The following is a 22,251-nucleotide window of genomic DNA, read 5'->3' as shown; positions in this document are numbered from 1 at the left end:
ACTATCAGTGGATAAACGATATGTTGGTGGTGACGTAGATATGACAAATCCCGTCCCGATGAGGAGCGGTATGAAGGGAAACTTTCACGTACCGTTTTGGAGAGCAGTGGAGGGGGCAACCTCTTCACTGACTTTAATTTTTAACGCCTCCATTAATTTGGAGATAGCCGCCAGTTAGGTGGGGAAGTGCCTGTGGACTGGTTGAGTGCCGACACCGCCAGAATGAAGCAGGAAGTAAGCATCAAGGCTAGATTTGACTATGGTTGATCAGTTTTGAGTACGTCTTATGTAACGGTTTAGTAGAAATGCAGGGGGCGGAGCTCCCGTCTGGTAGCTCACCTGCAAACTGAGTAAGGGCGGGTTTTGCACCAATTTTACCATCAATAGCCAACAGCAAGTCCCCAAACCCGCCCCTACAAGTATCACGAATCACCTGTTCCCCTTAGATTCCCGACGCCTTAATTAAATCGGGGATTGGGTAGGGGAGTGAGTCTAACTGATAACCCCTGTAAGGGGTGAATCTGCCTCTTGCGGTTGGACAGTTTCGTCCTCTGGCGGTAATCCTAACACCTCTCGGTATACGCGGATATACTGTTTGGCTGATTTATCCCAACTGAAATTCTGACGCATCCCCCGCTGCTGTAGGGTTGTCCATTGATCTTTAAAGCGGAAGCCTTCCCAAGCCCGCACCATACAGGTATAAAAGTCTAAGGGTTCATAGCGGTCAAAGCAGTAGCCAGTGCCGGTTTGGCTAACAGGTTCATGGTGAGAAACGGTATCCACCAGACCCCCTGTACGCCGGACAATAGGGACACAGCCGTAGCGCATGGCTAGCAGTTGACTAATCCCACAAGGTTCAAACCGGGATGGCATCAAGAATGTATCACAACCGGCATAAATGCGTCGGGACAGAGCATCATTATAGAGGAGTTGGACAGACATGCGACCCCGATAGCGGGATGCCAATTGCCACATTTGGGTTTCGTAGTAACGTTCACCGGCAGCCAGTAATATAAATTGGGCATCGGTGTAAGCCATGAAGCGGTCGAGGACTTGTAATAATAGGTCAATCCCCTTTTGCTCAACTAGGCGCGTGACCATACCCATGAGAAAGACATTGGTGTTGACTTCTAAGCCCACCTCTTCTTGCAGGGTCACTTTATTTTTGCGACGTAATTCAATTGTATCGGCGGTGAAATTTTGCTCTAGGTATTTGTCGATTTCTGGGTCATAACTATCTGTATCAATGCCATTGAGAATTCCGACGGTTTTACCACTAATGAAAGAGATTAACCCTTCTAGAGTTTCGCCGTATTCAGCCGTGCGGATTTGATCAGCGTAGGTTGGCGAGACGACAGTAACTCGGTCAGCAAATTGTACCGCCGCCGCCATTGTGTTATGACCTTGCATGTACCAAGGACACCAGGTTATCTGCTGTAAGCGCCAGCGCCAGGGACCTTGATACGCCAAGTTGTGAATGGTGAAGACGGTGGAAATATCCGGGGATTGGTTCATCCACACGGGAATCATGCCGGTGTGCCAATCGTGACAATGAATAATTTGCGGTTTCCAGTAATTCCAAGCAAACTCAGATGCACCATTGGCAAACAGGGTAAACCGCCAGTCTTCATCCTCTCCTCCGTAGATATTGCGCCCTGAGAAGGCGAGATGTCCAAACAGATAGAGGGGGACATCGGTTCCGGGTAAAACCGTTTCATAGACGGCGAATGACTCAAACATGGCATACCCCCACCAGACGGGTTCTTTGGGAATCTCCATCTTGTGGGCTAAAAAGCCGTAATAGGGCATAAAAATCCGCACATCATGTCCCAAGCGCTTCAGGAACTTAGGCAATGCGCCCACGACATCCCCCATACCGCCGACTTTTGCCAGGGGTGCTACCTCTGCGGCAACAAAAAGAATATTCATAACGATAGTTGTGTACTATGACGTCTCAAGTAGTAATAGTATCCTTCAGAGGGGCGTTTACAATGACGAATCCTTGAATTCGTGGCATTTTCGCGCCAGCAAGAGGAGGCGATTGAAATCGCTGCTACACAAACAAAGTCCGCCTGCGCGGACTAGATTATAAAGGGGGTGGCTAACCCAGATTTGATATTACCCGTTTTGAAGAGCATGATATCGGTAAAACCCGCCCCTACAGACGATCGGGTTACCCTTGGCTGAGAATCTGCCACAGACGCGCGATCGCATCCGGTTCCCTCAGCGCTTCAAACCCTTATACTCAAAGGATGCTAGCCAAACAACTCAACGATTATGGCACAAGTTATTCAAGCGAGTGAATTATACGAATTAACAGCTAATGCTGTCGCAAATAACGACTCAACCGTCTCCTGGAGAACATCAATCAACTCATCCGTGGGAATTGCAAATCTGGTTGTGGTTGTCCAACTCTCAAAATCTGGGGCAATTCTCAGAAATTTGACATGAACCGCATCATTAATCCACAAGATAACCGGAAAGTGAAAATTCTTGCGAAACTCCTCCCGCACCTGATTCGTTGCCCTCAGCATATCATCCAGATTATCCACCGTGGCTAATCCAGACACCATCAAAGCGGCGGGCATTTCCTGTCCCAATCGGGCGCAAATTGTCGAATAAAGTATTCTGTCTGATTCTTTAAGATAAATAACTCGAATATCAAGAGCGCATTGATCCTGCACTTGCTGGATTAAACGTTCCTGCAAATACGCATAATTACAACGCGCCAGCATGATGTAAAACCCTCCCTCAGAGGCTTCAATTGCCCAAATCAACTCCTCTAAGGCTTCCTGATTATCAATAGTAACCTCCTCTATATACTTATCCATATTAAATTTCTGTATCAGGTTTTACCAAAACGAAAACCAGAAACAGCCATCAGGATTTGAATACCATTTCAACCGCCTTATAAATTGCCACTTATCGAAACCCACTATACCGTTATTCTCAAACACTCCCTCCTACCTATAATGTACACGAACCCTCTGCGTTCCTCTGCGTTAACCTCTGCGTTCCTCTGCGTTAAAAAAATAAACCCGTATCCCCCCTACCCCATCAAACTATTCTAACTCACATAACACAGCTAAAAAAGCAAGCATCGAGGGCGCAAGCCTTGCGCCCCTACCGTTTCATCCCTGCAACTCTTGAGCATCCACCAAAATCGGATTCAAATCAAACCAAGACTCATCATCATAATAATATTCAAACACCAACCGACTGCGAATCAACATTTCATATCCCTGATCATCACTCACCCATTTCCGTTGCTGCACTTGTCGCAATAACCCCCACTGACTATCCGAAATTCTCAGCGTCATTTCATTCCGATATAGCCGAACTAACTTCTCCAGAGTCTCCCGACACAGGGGAAACTTCCGTTCCTTTTTTATCCAATCATTGAGTAACTTCAACAAATCTCGCACATGACCCCCGCTCCTGTAACATAGATAGTCTAAACTTTCCAAATTATCGAAAATTTCAGTACAACTTTCCAGACGTTCTTTTTCCTCTAAATCCGGAAATGCTCGTGCTAAAACCATCTGTCGCAGTAAACTGATTCCCGCTTGACAATCACTCCCATCTTTTAACTGTACCGGAACCATCGGTAATATTTTTGGTCGTTCAGGAAACCGTTGTGTCAACATGCCATAATCATTAGAGAACTTCAACCCCAAGGGCATGGTATAAACTAAATGGCAATGCAACTTAGTTAAACATTCACTCTGATCCACAAACAAATACTCCTGTTGTGGACGTCCCCACGGTTTTGGGCTATTATCGATCCGATCCAGATTATCCACAATCACGACTAAACCATTTTTACCCTGCTGTTTGAGTTTCGCGATCGCAGGTTCAATAAGCTCCTGATTAATCACCTGCAGTAGCTGGGTTTTCTGAGGTCCCAGGTACTGATTCAGTCGCTGACGCAGCGTCGCATCACTTTTTGTCTTCGCCGTGATTTCGCCAATCCCAAACGCCAGAGAAACGGTATCCTCTTGAGAGACGACACCCACATCTCCCAAATTTGGAACTTTAATTTTCACCCCCTGCACCTCGGCATTTAATACCCTTGCAGCCCCCTGTAGCAGCGTCTGTAACCCCGTTAATTTACCGAGTTGGACAGTTTCCAAACTTTGAGAAATCCGACGTGCGATCGCCAGTAGCACATCAGCAATATCCACATCCGCCATTTCCAAGTCTTCACTCGACTCAAAGTAGACGACATGAAACCCATCTTCTTCTAATTCTGCCTTCAGTCGCAATAACTCCGTCGATTTGCCAGAACCAATATGTCCCGTAAATAAGGCGCAGGTTGGTTCATCAGGTGAAAAAAAGGTAATATTATCTTTAAGTTCTTCAATAATCTTACCCCCGCGTACCGGGGAAAAGTCGGTATAAAATTTCTGGTCTTCTGGATTGTCCACAACCAGCGTTCGGCTGGGATTCGTGGCTCTAAAAAAAGTCTGTAGATCTACTTTCATCGTCATTTGTCCTTTGTCATTTGTCATTCGTCCTGATGCAAAAGGGCTATCGTATTACCAAATTTAACGGATTCGATCCGCCAGTATTTTACTGGATTTCAGACCGTTTTAGTTGCTAACGATATATTTTTTGCCATAGCTTATTAGAAAATCTCTGGATACTTAACTTAGCTAGCCGTATTCTCGTCAAGCTTGGAATATTACCAGGTAGATTTTGGCTTAAATCAAAAAACTCATTTATATCAGACAAAATTATTTGAATGCGACGGATAATATTTTCAGAACGGTATTCGACAAAAAACTGTTTATCCAAAGGCTTGAGAGACGGATTTTCTATAACTCGGAGAATGCGTTTACTATCATACTCTAAAGAGTATCCCGCTATTTTATAGCAATTAAACCCCGGATCTAAATAATCCGATAAGCCCCCATTCACACTAGAAAAAACCTGACAACCACAGGCAAGGGCTTCCATCGGTTGCAGCCCAAAGCCTTCACTCACCCATTGTTGCGCCCAATACTCAGCCGAGTCATACAAATAAACCTTAGCCCGATTAAAAAGTCCCGGCAAATCCTCGACGTAGGAATCAACAACTTTAACACGACAATGCTTCTGTAACTCTGGTATCAAGTCTTGGAGTAAATACTCAGACGATTTCCGCGCCTGAACTAACACATCAATATCTCGTTCTCGGTTAAAATTCTGGAATTCTTCCGAAATATGATTCGGTAAATAGTAAATGAGAGAATTAGGCGATCGCTGTCCCCAATATCCCATGGTATTGCGACTAACAGTAATGATAGGAATACGCGCTGGAAGTTTAAATCGATACCCAGCACTATGGGCATGGTAAATAACCGGATTAGACTTGAGTTTTGCCACAAGTTTTGGAATATCAAATCCCCAACTGATCACAAAAATAACATTATTTAAATCCTGTTGCTTGAGTAAATCATCTAGGAACAGGATATCCTTTTCCCGTTGACGATAGGTTACCACCTCAGCAGGGCAAACCTGCTTTGCCAGACTCAGGGTTTTCAACTCCGCCCAAAGACCTCCACAAGCAAATGTGCCATAAGTTCCAGGGACTAAAAAGTAAAGGGTTCTCAAAACACCAATTGCCTCAGTGAGATTGTTTGTATACTACAATGAATGTCATTGACTTCAGTCAAGATTATAGTGTAGTTAACGCACTGAGTTGAAAAGTTCAGAGGCTTCGTTATACAACTTCTGAAGAATGTATTCATGGTAGACTAACCCTCCATGACGGGATTTCCAGGTGTCTGTGTAGCCAGAAGGACACCAAATTGGACTAATGAAGGTAATAAACGCCTCAGGACTTTGGACGTGATTGCGCCATCCTTGATAGGGTGAACGGTCAAGAAAACGCCAGTAGCCGCGAACCGCATCGGCTTTTGTGGCAAACTTGCAAAACTCCGCCCCCCCTGTCGGTTCACTGTCTGTTTCGTAGTAGACTGGTACAGCGAAGCCTTTCATCTCCTCGCGCCACTTCATTCCGTGGTGATTGTTGTATAGCTTTGCCAATTCTGTTGTTTCCCGTCCACTTTCCAGAATTGCCTGGGCTAGACACGCCGTTGCTAGCTGTGGGAACTCAATCTCTGTGTGGGCTACCGCTTCGATGAATTGGGTCCAACTCATGAGTGATTATCTCCTTTCTAGTACAAGAAAGCAGACATCCGAAGGCTGCAGGGTTCCAATGCCGTAAAGCTTAGGGTATCTGCTTTTTCGTTTATTGTTAACAGGTTAGTATTTGGAGCCGCACTGCTCTAGATACATCTAGTTGTAGAGCTTTTCATCTGGAACGGTGAAATTTTGATATAAAAATTTACCTAGGCTTACAGCAAAAATATGAAACCCTTCAACATCAAGGTTTTGAAGAGAATGAAGGGTTCATAATATGTAATAAATAAACCGGGTAGCCTTGTGCCTTGTACGAGAGATATCGTTGACTTACAGATCGTGGCGAACAGATCGGGAACTCTAAAGCTTTACTAAATTTTTATATTCAGCGGGTCAGATTTCATCGTAACTCTACCCATTTTACTGATAATTGGCGGAAACTAGAGAAAGCAAATGCACCCTGCCTTGTAAAAGACCCTAAATGAATATGAAAGGGCAGATGCACCCCTAAAACCCTGACAGCCGCCCACATTCTGATTGACAGCACGTACTCAAATCGAAATGTGGGCTTCACTTCTAGAGTAGAAATTTCTAGTGGTAATTGTTGTGATCTAAATTTCCACTACTGTGTGTTAAAAATGGATTTTCCCGTGATAGCGATCACTAAAGTCTTGGTTTTGTAATCCCAGTTAGCTATAAAAAAAGTAACGTAGAGACGTGCCATGGCACATCTGTCATAAGATGGAGTAATGAGTTACTTTGGTTTCACCTATCCCTGCTGGAGAAAGCAACTTGGTATAAGTATCAAGTAACGGTGCGATCGCAGAGGGGGCGCGTGATCAATTTAATACAAATGTACTAATTGACTCCGGAGTTTTTTTTTATGCCCCAAGCTGTAAAAGCGATTTACCGTAACGGTGTATTTATTCTTCAGACAGCCTGTAACTCACCCCTGCGACCAAGACATTGACATCTTCATCTAAGTACAAACAAATAAAAAGGTTGCTCACAAATCTTTAACCAATGGGTCAATCAACTCATCAGGAATTCGATTACGTTCAATGTAATTGTTGATTTCATCTTGATGATCGCTGTAATAAGTCAATGCACTAAACACCTGCGCCAAAGTCAAATGAGGCAACCCTTTGGGAATTTCTTCTGGTGCAACACCCATACGCCAAGTTTCAACAATTGCTCTTACGGGTGTACGAGTTCCCTTAATAATTGGCTCACCCCTCAAAATCTGCTCGTCTCTAACAATGTAAAGATATTCCGTGGTTTGAACCATTGCTACTCTCAAAAATCGTTATCATTTAGGTAGCGTACTCCTAGCACCAAGCTTAGCGCTTAATGTAGGCTTTCTCTTATCAAAGACTAAATTATCGCCTACAGCCAGGGGTATTTCATTTAAGATTTATTGCTCTGGTCGATAAAAAATGGGGGAGTTGGTAAATCATTGGCTATTGCCAGTACCTGAAGAGCAACTTTAACTTTGACTATTGTTGCGTCTTTGTCAGAGAAGGAGGATCTCGTCTCGCCTTCTCCTTCCGATGGATTCTTGAGAAACTCTATCAGTACCCTAGCCGCCTCTACGCCAGCTTCATGTAGAGCATCATCAAATTCTCGTTCTGCTGCCATGACTTTCTCCTCGTATTGGGCTGATGCTTCCATTGTAGAAGGCGAGATTATGAGCTGGCTTTATAACACTTCATATTAAGCGTCTGAGGTGGGAATGAATTAAAATCATGAGTACAGGTACTTAGAGGATGTGTATGATGAGGGAAAAGTTCATGTTGGGTGTAAAAAACTTATTAACCGCTACAGCCGGGGTGACACTACTCAGTTTAGGAACAGTTGAGATAGCACAGGCGGCTGAAATCGATACGACAGCCGGATGGCTAGGTGCAGGATATATATTCGAGAATAGTCGCTATGGACAAGTCTTCACCGTACCAAAGGATAATGTGATCAATTCCTTTAGCTTTTTTCTCAGTTCAGTAGAAAGCCCTCCTACAGAGTTCACAGCCCACCTTGCACCCTGGAATCCCACTACCTTCGAGTCAGCTATAGACATCTACTCTAGCGATTCTCAGTCAGTAGCCGGTTTGCCGAGATATACGGCTACACCGTCTGGTTATGCTGAAATTACTTTTAACACTGGAGCAATTTCTCTGCTTGCTGGACAGCAGTACGTAGCTTATTTGAATGTGGAAACTCCGGGTTCGGGAGCCATTGGATATAATTTTGATCAGGATTCTTATTCAGAAGGATACGGTCTTTATTACAGTAAAAACAATGCTTTTTGGTACAACAATGGAGATAATCGGGACTATTCATTCAATGCCGCTTTTTCTACAGATTCCACAACTGTTCCAGAACCCTCATTAACTATAGGGACAGTAATGATTAGTACTTTTTTGATTGGTAAAAGGTTAAAACGGGGCAAAAATAGAGGCTAGGATGTAAGATTTTTTCTGTCTAAATCTTTGTTTTTAATATTTAGGATTTTGCTATTATCTTGTGGAGATATTTTCTGTAACGTCTTCAAGATTTTATTGGTTAACTTTACCCACTTTAAAGGGCATAGCAGTGCTATGCCCCTACAGATAATGCCAAATCCGGGTAACTCCCCCCTTTTTGGACAGTCCGCCCAAACATCCTAGAGACTTCGAGGGAATGTCTCTACAACCTGTAAAAGATCCTTTTATTCTCGTTTCCAATAACTAGAAAAAAATGCCCTCTAGTCAACTGTTCCGCTGTTAAAGGAGGCTGGAGCCTCCACAAGAGCATTCCCAGGCAGAGCCTGGGAACGAGGGAGACAGAGTTTTACGATAAATTAATCTCTGCTTTGACTAATTCATTCCCCGCACGGGAGAGACGGAATCCCACTTTTTCCGCCACTTTCTGCATGGGGATATTTTCGGCGAGAATTTCTGCCGTAATCCGGCTGAGTTTCTCATCCCGCCCAATTTGCACAATGCGCCGCAGTAATTCTGTGCCTAATCCCCGGCGCTGATAGGGATCACTAATTAACATGGCGAATTCCGCCTCGTTAATCCCGTGCAGTTTACTCAGTCGCGCCACACCTAAAATTTCATGCTTTCCGGTTTCAGGGTTCTTATAATCCCCAACCAGCGCCATTTCCCGGTCATAGTCGATAAAGCAGATGCGGGTTAAGCGTTCGTGGGCAATCCGCCGACTCAGCTTAATGGCATTGAAGTACCGCAAATATACGCTTTCATCGGATAGGGTGGTGTGAAACTTGACAATTAGGGGTTCATCTTCCGGACGGATGGCACGAATCTTCACTGGCGTCTCATCAGTAAGCTTCCAGGGACAGGTGTATTGGTTGGGATAAGAACGAATCGCGGTTTTGGGGAGTTGATCTTCTTGCATATCCGGTTCGTGCAGCACAACCCGTGCATCTACCGCAATTAATTTGTCAGCAGACGCCAGCAGGGGATTAATGTCAATTTCTTTAATCCAGCGTTGTTCGATGACTAACTGACTAAATTGCACCAGAATTTGTTCTAGTGCTGTCAAATCCACAGGTTTACGTCCCCGCACCCCTTTAAGCGCTTTGTAGATTTTGGTTTGTTCCATCATCCGCCGCGCTAAGGTGGTATTCAACGGAGGTAGTGCGATCGCGCTGTCTTTAAAGACCTCCACTAACTGTCCGCCCGATCCGAAGACTAAAATCGGTCCAAATTGCGGATCGACACTGCTGCCAATAATCAATTCATAAGCACCATCCAAACGCACCATTTCCTGAACCGTGACGCCCAAGAAATGGTGGGCACCGACTTTCTCTGTCACGGAGGATTGAATCCCCCGAAACGCCCAGCGTACCGCATCCGCATCGGTGAGATTCAACTGCACCCCACCCACATCAGTTTTATGGGTAATGGTTTCGGAAAAGAGTTTCAGCACCACGGGATACCCCAGGGAATTTGCCCAATTCACCGCTTCCTCTTCCGTTTTCGCCACCCCTGTATGCACAATTGGGATATTATAAGCAGCCAGAAGTTGTTTCGATTCCAACTCCGTCAGAATCGTCCGCCCCGCCTGCCGTGCGGTTTCAATCATCTGCTGGGCACAAGCGCGATCGGGTGCGGTTTCTTCGGATGAGGGCAGAATCGGCGTTTCGTAGATCCCACTCAGGTTGTAGCTGTACTGCCACATTAAATTAAATAACCGCGCCGCATCATCGGGGTAGGGATAGGTGGGAATACTGGCACGGTTGAGTAAGGTTTCCCCGGTTTTCGTTTCTGATCCCCCCATCCAACTGGCAAACACTGGTTTCCCGGCTTTCTGGGCATAGGGTTTTAACTGTTCGGCAATTTGGGTGGGATCAGTCATGGCTTGGGGCGTCAGGATCACCAGCAAGCCGTCACTGTTGGGATCGTCAACGGCAATATCTAAGGCTTTGGTATAGCGATCGGGATCAGCATCACCGAGAATATCAATGGGGTTGCCATGACTCCAATGGCGCGGCAAGATTTCGTTGAGGGCAGTTATTGTCCCCTCAGATAGTTCTGCTAGTTCACCGCCAGCGCTAATCAGGGCGTCTGTCGCCAAAACTCCGGGTCCCCCGGCATTGGTAATAATTGTTAAGCGGGGTCCTTTGGGACGACGGGGTTGTTTCGCCCATACCTCTGCCATATCAAACAGTTCGGAGATGGTATTTACACGCACCACCCCACAGCGGCGGAATGCGGCATCAAGGACATCATCGCTACCTGCCAAAGAACCGGTATGGGACGCTGATGCCTTGGCGGCGGCTTCAGTTCGCCCAGTTTTAATCACGATAATCGGCTTAGTTAATGCCACTTCCCGCGCCGCTGAGAGGAAGGATCGGGCATCACCAATGGATTCCATATAAATGACGATGCTATGGGTGTGGGGATCATCTCCGAGATAGTAAATCAGATCCCCCCAACTCACATCAATCATGGAACCAATGGAAATAAAGGCGCTAAAGCCGACATTTTCCCAGAAACTCCAATCGAGGACAGCGGTACATAATGCCCCACTCTGACTAATAAACGCCAAATTACCCGGACGCGCCATGGTACTGGCAAAGGTGGCATTTAACCCCGTGCGCGGACTCATTAAACCCAGGCAATTGGGACCAATAATTCGCATTTTGCCCCGGGCGGTTTCCAGGATTTTTTGTTCTAACTCAACTCCCTTGGGACCAATTTCTTTAAATCCTGCTGAAATAATAATCGCGCTTTTGACGCCAACATCAACGCACTCTTGGATAACTCCGGGTACCAGGGGGGCGGGTATGGCAATGATCGCCAGATCCACGCGATCGGGTATTTCTTTAATGCTGGGATAGGCGGGAATCCCTAGGACATTATGCCGTTTGGGATTCACGGGAAAAATGGTTCCCCCGAAGGGATTACTCATTAAGTTCCACAGTAGGGTTCGCCCTACACTTCCCTCTTTATCTGTCGCCCCAATTACCGCAACTGTCTCGGGGGCGAAGAAGGAGTGCAGGGGTTGACGTTCGGAACGCAGAATATCATAAGCTGGATCGGTGGTTGGTTTAAGTGGCTTAACCATTGTTTTTTCCTTTCCTTATTAATTAATCTGGGAAAAATTGAACGGAACGGTTAACGCTGAACACCCAAGGACTCAAGCCTAGGGTTCTCCCTGATAATCTGCCCTCTGAGTTGGAGAAGGTGGGGAAGAGGTTTTGATTGTGTAGGGGCGGGTTTTACTACTATGGTTTCTTACCTCACAAAAGATGGGACTCGCGCCCGCCCAGACTGAGTGCGAGATTTAACTCACAACTCCCTCATCTCCCTCATATCGGCGCAACCTGATGATTCTTGAGTCGGCGACTCCCCTGGTGTTGCCAACAAGCGATGAATATGAATGAGGGCATCGGTAACTCCCTGTTGGGCAATGGGTGAGAGGGTTTCGCCAAACTCGAAGTCAACAGCGGGAATGGTAACCAACCAAGCGGGGGGAGAATGATTATAAAGGGCTTGGGCTAGAGCTAAGAGCGATCGCGGATCACAATGATGCCCGAATGGGACAGAATCAGCCTCCCCCGATCGCAGCGGAAAGACTTGCACCAAGGCTTTCTCAGGCGAGACGGGATAAGCATCGACAAAAATCGCCCCATCCACAGTAGCTAAGGTTTGTGCCAGTTCTGGGGTCAGTTGGTGTAGGGGGAGCGATCGCACCCCAAGCCATCCCCACTCTTGCACCTGCATTGCCACAACTTGACCCACACCGTCATCCCGCCGCAGCGTATTCCCATAGCCAATCACCACCCATGACTGAGGATTTGGATTGGCTTGTCCTAAATCGGTCTTAAGGGTGGCATTCATTTTCATTACCCCAATTGGTGTTAGCAGTATTCTAACTGGACTTCTTTTTTATGGTTTTGCAAATATTTCACTACCTCTTCTACTAAATTTCGGCGGATGGAAATGTTTTTGGGTAACAGCGGATTTTGGTAAAATTCGTTAATTTTCTGTCCCACTAAGAAGAGTACCGAATCCGCCATCAAGATTTCCTTGGCTAGAAGCACCGCCCCATTGCTGTCAGTGGGTAAGCGATCTATATCACATTTACATTTTTTTAAGATTTCTAGGCTTTTCGAGATGGTTAATATCCCTTCGGTTACCAAGTCAATTTGACTTAACTTCCCAATCGGCGGCAGATCCGGTCGCATGGTGGCAATATCCATTTCCACCTCTTCGCCCAGATATTTGCCCACAATATTCCCCGTGGTGCCGCCACAGATCACTTTTCTGCCCTCAAAGTTTAATAAACGTTCCACATAAACTTTGTCTTGCCGTTGATCTAAAGGCGGACCTGTAAAAATCATTAACTCATTCCGCTGTCGTACACAGACGCCCACAAACGTGGCATCATCCCCAATTTTCCCTTGATACAGGCTGTGCGTTTCGCTAATCACTTTGCGGACAATATTACGGGCAGTGTAGGTATCCCGAATATATAAGCTTTCGATGTATTTGGCAATATTTTCCCAGCCCCAGCCAAAATTTAAAACCTCACCCAGCCCCGCATACAAGACGCCATCACTAATCGCACCCAGGAAATCTCCCCGTTCTAAATACCCTTCTGAGATAACAATGTCTTTCTCCATAATTTTCTCCGTGCGCGTTTCAACTGGTACAGGTTTTCCTCTCCTAAAATGAAAAATTGGTGGGTTATCAAAGTTTATAACCTTAAACTTATTGGTTTGATGATTAATCCGAATAATCGTAAAAGTGGCGTAAGCAATTTTCCGTACCCGACAAATTGGTAAAGTACCAATCACCGTTTTGATCACCTCAGTTAGGGACAGGTCAGCATTCAACATGGTGATCAATATTTCCGTCGTCAGTGTTGCCAGAATGTTTGCTTTGACACCACTTCCCAACCCATCGGATAAAACAATTGTGCTCTTATCCTTCGTCTTGATAAACTTAACCTTGTCGCCACACAGTTCCTCTCCCTTTTTATTTAAGCTCAAATCATAGATATCCAGAAAGTTATCACTGCTCATAAGCTATTCTCTAGTGAAACTACTGCTCCCAGACGTAGCTACGTCTCTACATTGCTTCCAGACGTGCCATGGCACGTCTCTACAACCCCACCGCAAGACTTATTCAGCGACTCTAGTTATCTTCTACCCCATCTCCTGTTCCACCATTTGAATAATTTTCAATAGACTCACCTTCGTCGTTGCCGTCGTTTCTCCCAATATTCCAGCAATTTCTTGTACAACTTTCATTTGATTATCCACCACCTCATTAACCTTCTCCACCGTTTCTCGCTTAACCTTTATCAATTCTCGCTTCCGCTGTAACTCATAACTCATATTCACAAAAATAGCTGCAATTATATTTTCCTCTTTAATCGGAAAAATAACTTCTCTGACATAAAGTTGGTGATTGGCGTACTCTTTTTCCTTCCCCTGAATCACTTCATTATTATCCCAGACCCGTTGAAAATCACTGACATCTGTTAAAATTTGGGAGGCGGACTGACCAACAGCCGCCTCCTGCTCCACCTTAAACATTTTGCAAAAGGCGGGATTGACCAGCTTAATTGTCATATTTTTATCCACGACAATCAAGCCATTGGGATCATACTGCCACAGTAGTTCCCACAAACTTTTATCGTTACTTGCCATATTATTTATTGTTCAAGATGCTGTATCATTGAAGACAAGGCAAAATCTCTTGTTTAAACTTTTGCTCGACATTGTTAGCATTGATATTGACAAAAAATTTATCCTTGAATTTCATCACAATACCAGCGCTACAGGTTTCTAGGCAAAAGGAACCCTTTAATTCAACTTTATCCCCCAAATTGTATGTGCTAATCAACTCCTGAATTTTGGGTAATACTTCATAAACACCCAGTTGATGGCACGCTGAACCCATACATAAATAGAGATTTTCTTTCCCGTCCATATTTTACACCTCAATTTTACTGCACGTTCAGCCCCTGTCTTTGGAAGATTTCCATCACCTGCTGCACCTGTTGGGGCGAGGGCGAGGGCGTGTTTTTGAGCTGATAGTCGTACCCCAACTGCTCCCATTTATATTCTCCCATTTTGTGAAAAGGGAGAACTTCTACTTTTTCCACATTGCCTAAGGTTGAGATAAAGCGGGCTAATCCCTCAATACTCTCTAAATTATCGGATAAGTTGGGGACTAAGACAAAGCGAATCCAGGTTGGCTTTTTAATCTCACTCAAATACTGGGCAAATGCGAGTGTGGGTTCTAGGGAAACGTTGGTAATCTTAAAATAAATTTTGGGATCAAAGGACTTGATATCCAACAAGACCAAATCTACATGATCCAGCACAGGTTTGACCAGATCCAAGTTGACATAACCAGACGTATCTAGGGCAGTATGAATCCCCAAATCTTGGCAGCGTCGGTAAATTTCGCGGACAAACTCCGGTTGCATCAAGGGTTCACCCCCTGAGATGGTAACGCCGCCGCCGGAAAAGCGCATATAAGAACGATACTTTTGGATCTGGGTTATCAGTTCATCAACAGTAACCTCCTGACCTTCACGGATACAGCGGCTATCCGGATTGTGACAATAAAGACAGCGCAGGGGACAGCCTTGGGTAAAAATAACAAAGCGGATACCCGGACCATCGACTGTACCGCAGCTTTCTATGGAATGAATGCGTCCGGTTACAGAGGTTTTGGGAGTGGCGATTGGGGATTGAGAAATTGATGATTGCATTACCATAGTTCAAATGTTGAGTGTTCCAGACGTGGCATTATTCGTCTGTAGGGGCGGGTTTGATGACTATCGTTTACGAAAGCACTTAGATGTAAATAAACCCGCCCAGAGGAATGTGTAGGGGCGGGTTTGATCAGTATCGTTTACGAAAGCACCCAGATGTAACTAAACCCGCCCCGACTTCGCTTGGTTCGAGGAAACCTGGTGAGTGATCCTTCGCTTTGCCTTGTTAGTTGGTGGGCATTGCCCACCCTACGGGTTTCGGCGAACCCAAAATGTCATTGCACCTAAATCCGTTCGTGGAACGTGCGGTTAATCACATCCAGTTGCTGTTCGCGGGTTAATTTAATAAAGTTCACCGCATAACCCGATACCCGAATCGTTAACTGCGGGTATTTTTCCGGATGATCCATCGCATCAAGCAGGGTATCGCGATTGAAGACATTGACATTGATATGATGACCTTCATCATGGAAATACCCATCTAGCATTCCCACCAAGTTATTCACCTTAGCATCATCCGTCTTACCCAATGCTTGCGGCACAATGGAGAACGTATAAGAAATGCCATCTTGGGCATGTTCATAGGGAAGTTTCGCCACTGAAGCTAAAGCTGCGATCGCGCCATTGCTATCACGACCATGCATTGGGTTCGCACCAGGGGCAAAGGGTTCCCCAGCTTTGCGACCATCGGGGGTACTGCCGGTTTTCTTCCCGTACACTACATTTGAGGTAATCGTGAGAATCGATTGGGTAGGAACAGCACCGCGATAGGTCTTGTTCTTGCGGACTTTATCCATAAACGCTTTCACCAGGTTGGCAGTAATTTCATCCACCTGATCATCGTTATTGCCAAATTTCGGATAATCTCCTTCTACCTCATAGTCTACGGCTAGACCCTGGTCATTGCGAAGGACTTTCACCTTGGCATATTTAATCGCCGATAACGCATCACCAACCACCGACAATCCCGCAATCCCACAAGCCATCGTCCGATAAACATCCCGGTCATGCAGCGCCATTTCCAAACGCTCATAACAATATTTATCGTGCATATAGTGGATCACATTCAGGGTATTGACGTAGAGTTTCGCCAACCACTCCATCATTTGGTCAAATTTCCCCGTCACCTCGTCATAATCTAGGTAATCTGAGGTCACTGGTGCTAGTTCTGGACCGACTTGATCGCCCGCTTTTTCATCTTTACCACCATTAATGGCATAGAGTAGGGCTTTCGCCAAGTTGACTCGTGCACCAAAGAACTGCATCTGTTTGCCAATGGGCATTCCCGATACACAGCAGGCAATGCCATAATCATCACCATAGTGCGATCGCATCAGGTCATCGTTCTCGTACTGAATCGAACTGGTTTCTACCGATACCTTGGCGCAGAACCGCTTAAAGTTAATCGGTAACCGTTCTGACCACAGGACGGTTAAATTCGGTTCCGGTGCAGGACCTAGGTTATTGAGAGTATGCAAGAAACGGAAACTCGTCTTCGTCACCAACGGACGACCATCTTCACCCATTCCGCCAATGGCTTCGGTTACCCAAACCGGGTCACCTGAGAACAGTTCATTATAAGCCGGTGCCCGCAAAAAGCGCACCATCCGCAGTTTCATCACGAAATGGTCAATTAATTCCTGTGCCTCGGATTCGTTGAGAGTGCCGTTATTTAAATCATGTTCAACGTAAATATCCAGGAACGTAGACACTCGTCCTAAGGACATCGCGGCACCATTTTGTTCCTTCACCGCACCCAGATAGCCAAAGTACGTCCACTGCACCGCTTCCTGGGCATTTGCCGCCGGACGGCTAATATCATAGCCATAGCTAGCTGCCATTTCTTGCAGTTCTTTTAGCGCCCGGATTTGTTCAGCAATTTCTTCCCGTTGCTGGATCACCGACTCGTCAATGGCATCGAATTCCAGGGAATCTTGCTGCTGTTTTTTATCAGCAATTAAACGAGTGATCCCATACAATGCAACCCGGCGATAGTCACCAATAATCCGACCCCGACCATAGGCATCCGGTAACCCCGTGATAATACCCGATCGCCGCGCCGTCCGCATTTCCCGCGTGTAGGCATCAAACACCCCATCGTTATGGGTTTTGCGATATTTGGTGAAAATCTCTTCCGTTTGGGGATCAAGTTGATAGCCGTAAGCTTCTAAGGATTTCTTGACAACTCGGATACCACCCAAGGGCATAATTGCCCGTTTTAGAGGTTTATCGGTTTGTACCCCGACAATTTGCTCGATGTCTTGGTCAATATAACCCGGTGAATGGGCGGTGATACTTGTGGGAACTTTGGTATCGACATCTAAAATACCTTTTTCCCGCTCTTGCTGCATTAAATCGCAGACTTTTTGCCAGAGTATTTTAGTCCGTTCAGTTGCTCCTGCCAAGAAGGAGTCGTCTTCTTTATAGGGGGTATAATTCTTTTGGATAAAATCCCGGACATTAATTTCATTCGTCCATTTACCGGGAGTAAAATCCTGCCATTGTTCGCATAAAACACTGGCTGTCTCTTGCTGTTGCGTAGACGTGTTAGGTACAAATGTCCCAACCATATGCATTATTTACCTCGTTTCTTGTGTAAACTTTTCGACTTTCGACGTAGCTCTGATCCTTTGTTTTTCGTAAATTTTGGTCAAAAGTCTAAGGTATTTGTGTTGCTGCTTAAAAACCGTAGTGTTTTATTTTTACCTCAGGCTTTTGACTAAATTCATGGATCTGGAGGAGGAACAGTAAGGTTTATCCTCACTAAATCTATTCCTTGCGGTCTATTTAGCTTGGACGTTTACTGCTCTCTCTAACTGTCTATCTATATCCTAACTCCATGGATATTAAATCAGCAAATTTTCTAGAAGTCAATCCACTGCTTTACAAAGATTTTTAATTGTCAAGGGTAGGGTGATTTTTATATGAAATGTGGGGTAAATACTACCCCTTAAACTCAGTTTGGTGTTAAAATGGGAAGATATTTTCAAAAATATTCTTTCTGCTCACAAAAGGCTATAGCTTAAGTTGACACGGATAAAGGCTTTGTCATTGCCGTCATGTAACGCCGCTAGGGGAATATGGCGCAACCCGGCGTCGAGAATAAAGCTTAGGTTTTCGATGTTGAGTTGTTGCAACTCCGTTTCTAACGGACCAACTAACCATTGATAGACTTGTTGTGCTGGAATACGATAGGCAGTAGGTCGTCTCGCATTCGTCACCGTGGAGTGAAAGTCTCGGACGACAGAGAGGACTTGGCTACGGGTGACATTCAGGGATTTACGAATCGGCGGTTGGTCAGCCGTGACTAGAATTAATTCTAAGCGATCGCTATCTTGGGGAGTCTGCGATCGCAACAGTGACAAAGAGGTGTTTTCACTCCCTTGGTTGGGGGGAATCGGCGTAATCACTTGGGGAACGAACAGGACATAGATCACCGCAGGTTTGATACCCGTGACACTATTGATATCTTGCAATAAGCTTTGGGCTTGGCTTAGGGTAATCTCTGAGGTGTTGTCTAAGCCAAAATAGTCGGCATAATCTTGACTCATCGATTGGTCAAGTTCCCCCAGTCCCCTGGGTTCGGTGGTGGGATTTGACACCATCAGCCGTTCTGGTAACCTCAGAGGCTGCGTCAGGTCAACGGGATTAACATCGCCAAGGTTAATAATTTGAATATTGCCTTCAATGTATGTTGTTGAAAACGATTGAACGGGTTCAATGGTAAACTCACCACTGCTAAGAGAACCCGCCGTCCCGTTCTCCCCCCCATCACCCACAGTAAAGGGAATATCCCGCAATCCCCCCTGATGAATAATTGTAATCGAACCACCGCCGCTTCCTCCAGATGTGGAGATACTCGCCTCTCGGTCTAAGGTATCGGGTATTTCCTCCGGTTCCAATCCACCCTCTGGAATTTTCGACAAGGCGTCTTCAGTCACATCTGTGGCGGTAAAAATACCTGTTGCTGTCGCCTCGACATCCCCCCCTGCGCCTATATCTAAGGCTTGAGAATTGATTATAGATACCTCAATATCACTCTCATTTTCCGTTACCGTCAACTCAACCTTCCCCGCATCTGAGTTGAGAGAACTGGAAATCAGATGACCTGTAATAATATCTTGACCCGCCTTGAGGATAATATCGCCACCCTTACCCGTTCCCGCAGAACCCGATAATAAGACTCCAGGATTAACAATAGTTTCCCCTAAAAATCTCACCTCACCCCCAAACGTATCAATAATACCCGTAGCGCTGGTTAGGCGAATATTTCCGCCATCCCCCATCGCCGACCCTGAACCCAGAGAACCTGTGTTAATATTACCGCGAGCGCTCATTATAATATCTCCCCCTCGACCCATTCCCCCGGCAAAGGTAAACACCCCTGCGTCTACCGCCAGTGAACCACTTCCAGTTTCCAGGGTTAATTCTCCCCGCATTGGATCAATAAAAATGTTTCCTGTGATACTGGTCAGCGTAACCGAACCCCCATCCCCATTCGTCGAACCGGAATCAATCCCGCCCGTGATCATATCTCCCTGTGCCTGCAAACGGATGTCTCCTCCCTGACCTTCAGAGGCTAGGGAGAAGAGAGTTTGGGTGCTAATCTGGTCAGCCGTGGCGGTGAGATTAATCGCACCTGCATCAAGATTACTGGAGGTATCAATTGTCCCCACCGTGACAGACGCGCCGGAAATCGTCACGTCTCTACCCTCAGCCGTAATCGACTGACTTTGATCCATAAAAAAAGACCCCGCCAAATCCCCATCTGAGTCGGCGGTAAATGTAATTGACCCACCACTGGGGTTCAAGTTCCAAACTCAGGACATGCCCAGGTTGACTAATTCTAACTTGATTCTCTCCCGGTACTGACGCGATCGCAATCTGTCCACCCGAGGCTATTAGGTTCCCCGTATTAATCACAGGATTCCCCAGTAAGATTAAATTCCCCTCAGTTACAGCTAATTTTCCAGCGTTGACAATTGCCCCCGGTTGTGATAATTCAAACGTAAAAAGATTGGGTGTACCCATCAAACTCTGGTAATTATTTTCACCCCAAGCATTAAACCAAAGCGTTTCTCCAAACCCGATTCCCGTAGCCGTTGTCGCGGTAAAGTCAGCCGGAACATTCAGTTGAGCATTCGCACCAAAAATAAACCCGGCGGGGTTCATTAAAAATAGATTCGAGTTTCCCCCGGTTATTTGCAGCAAGCCATTAATCAGTGAAGCGTCACCGCCAACGATTCGCCCTAAGATAGTTTGAATCGTGGGTGAACTGATAAAGGTAGCAATTTGATCCGCATTCAAGTTCAATTGCTCAAAACTATGAAAGAGATTCGCGCCATCTCCGGAATAGCTACCCCCCGTAATCGTAAACTGATTTCCCGTTTGAATGACTTGGGTTCCAGTCCCATCATTAGCAGGTGTCACCCCTTGAGCCTTGGCGCAAGAGGAATAAAAAACACTAAGCCAAAAAACAGAACTACAAAGCCAGTACAGAGAGAATCGAGTCGATTGCATGGTTGGTATAGCACTTGCCTTTTTAGCATTGTGGCACAATTTTTGACCTGAAACCGCCACATCTGCATCAGACCGAAAAGCTATAATCAGCAATGACGCAACCCTTCGACTTCGCTCAGGGTATCAGTAGAGGGACAAAAGCCCCTTTCCTCGCCGTAGCGAATCTATTTTTTTCAACAGCTAAGTTCGTAGTTGGGCTGTCTTCGCCATCAACGCTTGTATCGCTTACTACTGGCGTTGTACAGATAAAATCGTGATATAGATATTACCATAAAATCGGGCGCACGTCAGATGTAGGTTGGGTAGAGCGTAAGCAAAACCCAACAGGTTCTATGGGGAGTTGGGTAAGTAGTCGGACTTTCATTAAAGTTAACGGTTGAGATTAGGCAATAAGCTGTTTGGCATTTAAACCTTAATATCAATAATGGCGAAAGCCGTGTAGTGCAGAGCATCTTGCTCGCTACTAATACCCCATTTAAATGCATGACAGCTTAAACTAGAAAAACTCTGCCAGAAACCGGATTAAAAACTACTTGGCTAAATCGAGGAGAGTCCCATGTCTAGCATGACGATACCTGATACTCTCATCCATAGGTTTATTCAAGCTCCCAAGGATTAACAAGTGTAATACCGCACCCTTCAAAATCAGAAACATTACGAGTGGCAAGAGTCGCTTGGCAAGCAGAACAAATACTGGCTATTTGAGCATCAGATTGGGAAATTGGTTTACCCATTCGTCTTCTTTCAGCGGCAATTCTAGCAAAAGCGATCGCGGCTGTTTCATCAAACGGTAAAATACGTCCTATAAAATCTTCAGCAAACATCAATTGAGCCGCTTGGTTAAGTTCAGCTTGGCGTTTTCCAGCAGGTAATAAAGCAATCCCATAGAGAATTTCCGCTTGAGTGATAGTTGTTGTAAAAAGATTAGTCAGGGGTTGTGCTGCTACCCATTGACGCACCACTTGCGAACCTCTGGGGTGCATCAGTTCGGACAATACATTAGTATCAAGTACAATCATGTAAGTCTTCAAAATTAGGGGGTTCGCGTAAAGGTTCCCTAGTAATAGTTGGGAGTTCAAAATCGCCAAAATCTGCAAAACGTCGCTCGATTGCCAAAGCAAGATTTAAGGGTTTGGACGCTTTTTCTGTTAAGACAGCGCCGAGGATTGCTTTAGCTTCTTCTTCTAAAGAACGTCCCGAATATTCAGCTCGCTTCTGTAGGCGATTTTTCAGGTCATCATCAAAGTTTTTAATCGTGATACTGTTCATAGTCAATTTGAGTTTGGGTCATTTGTTATTCGTCATTCGTTTATGTCATTCGTCTTATGGTCGGGGCGGGTTTAGTTACTTATGGGTGCAATGGAT

General features: G+C 45.5%; 18 protein-coding genes and 1 pseudogene. 1 reads left to right on the top strand and 18 read right to left on the bottom strand.

Annotated elements, in window-relative coordinates; translation table 11 throughout:
• Positions 1–492: 492 nt before the first annotated feature.
• The 7 genes from glgA to RIM23_RS30135 form a co-directional block, all read right to left on the bottom strand.
• Entirely contained in the window at positions 493–1,929 is a 1,437-nt protein-coding gene (gene glgA, locus RIM23_RS30165) for a glycogen synthase GlgA (RefSeq protein ID WP_446372105.1), read from the bottom strand.
• A 362-nt stretch (positions 1,930–2,291) separates the two neighbouring features.
• On the bottom strand, positions 2,292–2,831 hold the full coding sequence (locus tag RIM23_RS30160; RefSeq protein WP_446372103.1) for a hypothetical protein: 540 nt from the start codon (positions 2,829–2,831) through the stop codon (positions 2,292–2,294).
• Positions 2,832–3,131: 300 nt separating this feature from the next.
• Positions 3,132–4,484 (bottom strand): P-loop NTPase fold protein, encoded by a 1,353-nt coding sequence (locus tag RIM23_RS30155; RefSeq protein ID WP_446372111.1) that lies wholly within the window; start codon positions 4,482–4,484, stop codon positions 3,132–3,134.
• A 115-nt stretch (positions 4,485–4,599) separates the two neighbouring features.
• On the bottom strand, positions 4,600–5,595 hold the full coding sequence (locus RIM23_RS30150; RefSeq protein ID WP_446372101.1) for a glycosyltransferase: 996 nt from the start codon (positions 5,593–5,595) through the stop codon (positions 4,600–4,602).
• 75 nt (positions 5,596–5,670) lie between these two features.
• Positions 5,671–6,144: a glucosaminidase domain-containing protein gene (locus RIM23_RS30145; protein WP_446372099.1), complete on the bottom strand. Its 474-nt coding sequence runs from the start codon at positions 6,142–6,144 to the stop codon at positions 5,671–5,673.
• Between the two features lie 988 nt (positions 6,145–7,132).
• Positions 7,133–7,414: a DUF433 domain-containing protein gene (locus RIM23_RS30140; protein WP_446355050.1), complete on the bottom strand. Its 282-nt coding sequence runs from the start codon at positions 7,412–7,414 to the stop codon at positions 7,133–7,135.
• Positions 7,415–7,533: 119 nt separating this feature from the next.
• On the bottom strand, positions 7,534–7,797 hold the full coding sequence (locus tag RIM23_RS30135) for a hypothetical protein (RefSeq protein WP_446372097.1): 264 nt from the start codon (positions 7,795–7,797) through the stop codon (positions 7,534–7,536).
• A 119-nt stretch (positions 7,798–7,916) separates the two neighbouring features.
• Here RIM23_RS30135 and RIM23_RS30130 point away from each other — a divergent pair, with 119 nt between their 5' ends.
• Positions 7,917–8,585 (top strand): hypothetical protein, encoded by a 669-nt coding sequence (locus tag RIM23_RS30130; protein ID WP_446372095.1) that lies wholly within the window; start codon positions 7,917–7,919, stop codon positions 8,583–8,585.
• A gap of 367 nt (positions 8,586–8,952) precedes the next feature.
• Here the strand turns inward: RIM23_RS30130 and RIM23_RS30125 are convergent, their stop codons facing one another.
• The 11 genes and pseudogenes from RIM23_RS30125 to RIM23_RS30075 form a co-directional block, all read right to left on the bottom strand.
• Positions 8,953–11,697, bottom strand: a complete 2,745-nt coding sequence (locus RIM23_RS30125; protein WP_446372093.1) for a bifunctional acetate--CoA ligase family protein/GNAT family N-acetyltransferase — start codon at positions 11,695–11,697, stop codon at positions 8,953–8,955.
• A 224-nt stretch (positions 11,698–11,921) separates the two neighbouring features.
• On the bottom strand, positions 11,922–12,473 hold the full coding sequence (locus tag RIM23_RS30120; protein WP_446372091.1) for a hydrogenase maturation protease: 552 nt from the start codon (positions 12,471–12,473) through the stop codon (positions 11,922–11,924).
• A gap of 20 nt (positions 12,474–12,493) precedes the next feature.
• Entirely contained in the window at positions 12,494–13,660 is a 1,167-nt protein-coding gene (locus RIM23_RS30115) for a SpoIIE family protein phosphatase (protein ID WP_446355058.1), read from the bottom strand.
• A gap of 123 nt (positions 13,661–13,783) precedes the next feature.
• A complete protein-coding gene (locus RIM23_RS30110) occupies positions 13,784–14,290 on the bottom strand; it encodes a PAS domain S-box protein (RefSeq protein ID WP_446355060.1) in 507 nt (168 codons plus the stop codon).
• 25 nt (positions 14,291–14,315) lie between these two features.
• The gene (locus tag RIM23_RS30105) at positions 14,316–14,573 is read right to left on the bottom strand and encodes a (2Fe-2S) ferredoxin domain-containing protein (RefSeq protein WP_446337168.1); all 258 of its coding nucleotides are present in this window, start codon (positions 14,571–14,573) and stop codon (positions 14,316–14,318) included.
• 16 nt (positions 14,574–14,589) lie between these two features.
• A complete protein-coding gene (gene pflA, locus RIM23_RS30100; protein WP_446372109.1) occupies positions 14,590–15,363 on the bottom strand; it encodes a pyruvate formate-lyase-activating protein in 774 nt (257 codons plus the stop codon).
• A gap of 287 nt (positions 15,364–15,650) precedes the next feature.
• On the bottom strand, positions 15,651–17,936 hold the full coding sequence (gene pflB / locus RIM23_RS30095) for a formate C-acetyltransferase (RefSeq protein ID WP_446372107.1): 2,286 nt from the start codon (positions 17,934–17,936) through the stop codon (positions 15,651–15,653).
• A 435-nt stretch (positions 17,937–18,371) separates the two neighbouring features.
• Positions 18,372–20,108 carry a CHAT domain-containing protein gene (locus tag RIM23_RS30090; protein ID WP_446372089.1) on the bottom strand — a complete coding sequence of 579 codons (1,737 nt, stop codon included), beginning with the start codon at positions 20,106–20,108 and terminating at the stop codon, positions 18,372–18,374.
• Positions 20,109–20,169: 61 nt separating this feature from the next.
• A pseudogene (locus tag RIM23_RS30085) lies at positions 20,170–20,886 on the bottom strand (filamentous hemagglutinin N-terminal domain-containing protein); the annotation flags it as partial.
• Positions 20,887–21,482: 596 nt separating this feature from the next.
• Positions 21,483–21,905, bottom strand: a complete 423-nt coding sequence (locus tag RIM23_RS30080; RefSeq protein ID WP_446372087.1) for a PIN domain-containing protein — start codon at positions 21,903–21,905, stop codon at positions 21,483–21,485.
• On the bottom strand, positions 21,892–22,155 hold the full coding sequence (locus tag RIM23_RS30075; RefSeq protein ID WP_446372085.1) for a FitA-like ribbon-helix-helix domain-containing protein: 264 nt from the start codon (positions 22,153–22,155) through the stop codon (positions 21,892–21,894). Before RIM23_RS30075 ends, RIM23_RS30080 begins: the two co-directional genes overlap by 14 nt.
• Positions 22,156–22,251: the final 96 nt, after the last annotated feature.

This window comes from Coleofasciculus sp. G3-WIS-01, assembly GCF_040223135.1.
Classification (GTDB): domain Bacteria; phylum Cyanobacteriota; class Cyanobacteriia; order Cyanobacteriales; family Coleofasciculaceae; genus Coleofasciculus.
The sequence above is the reverse complement of the archived record's forward strand: the minus strand, read 5'-3'. Positions and strand labels throughout refer to the sequence as shown.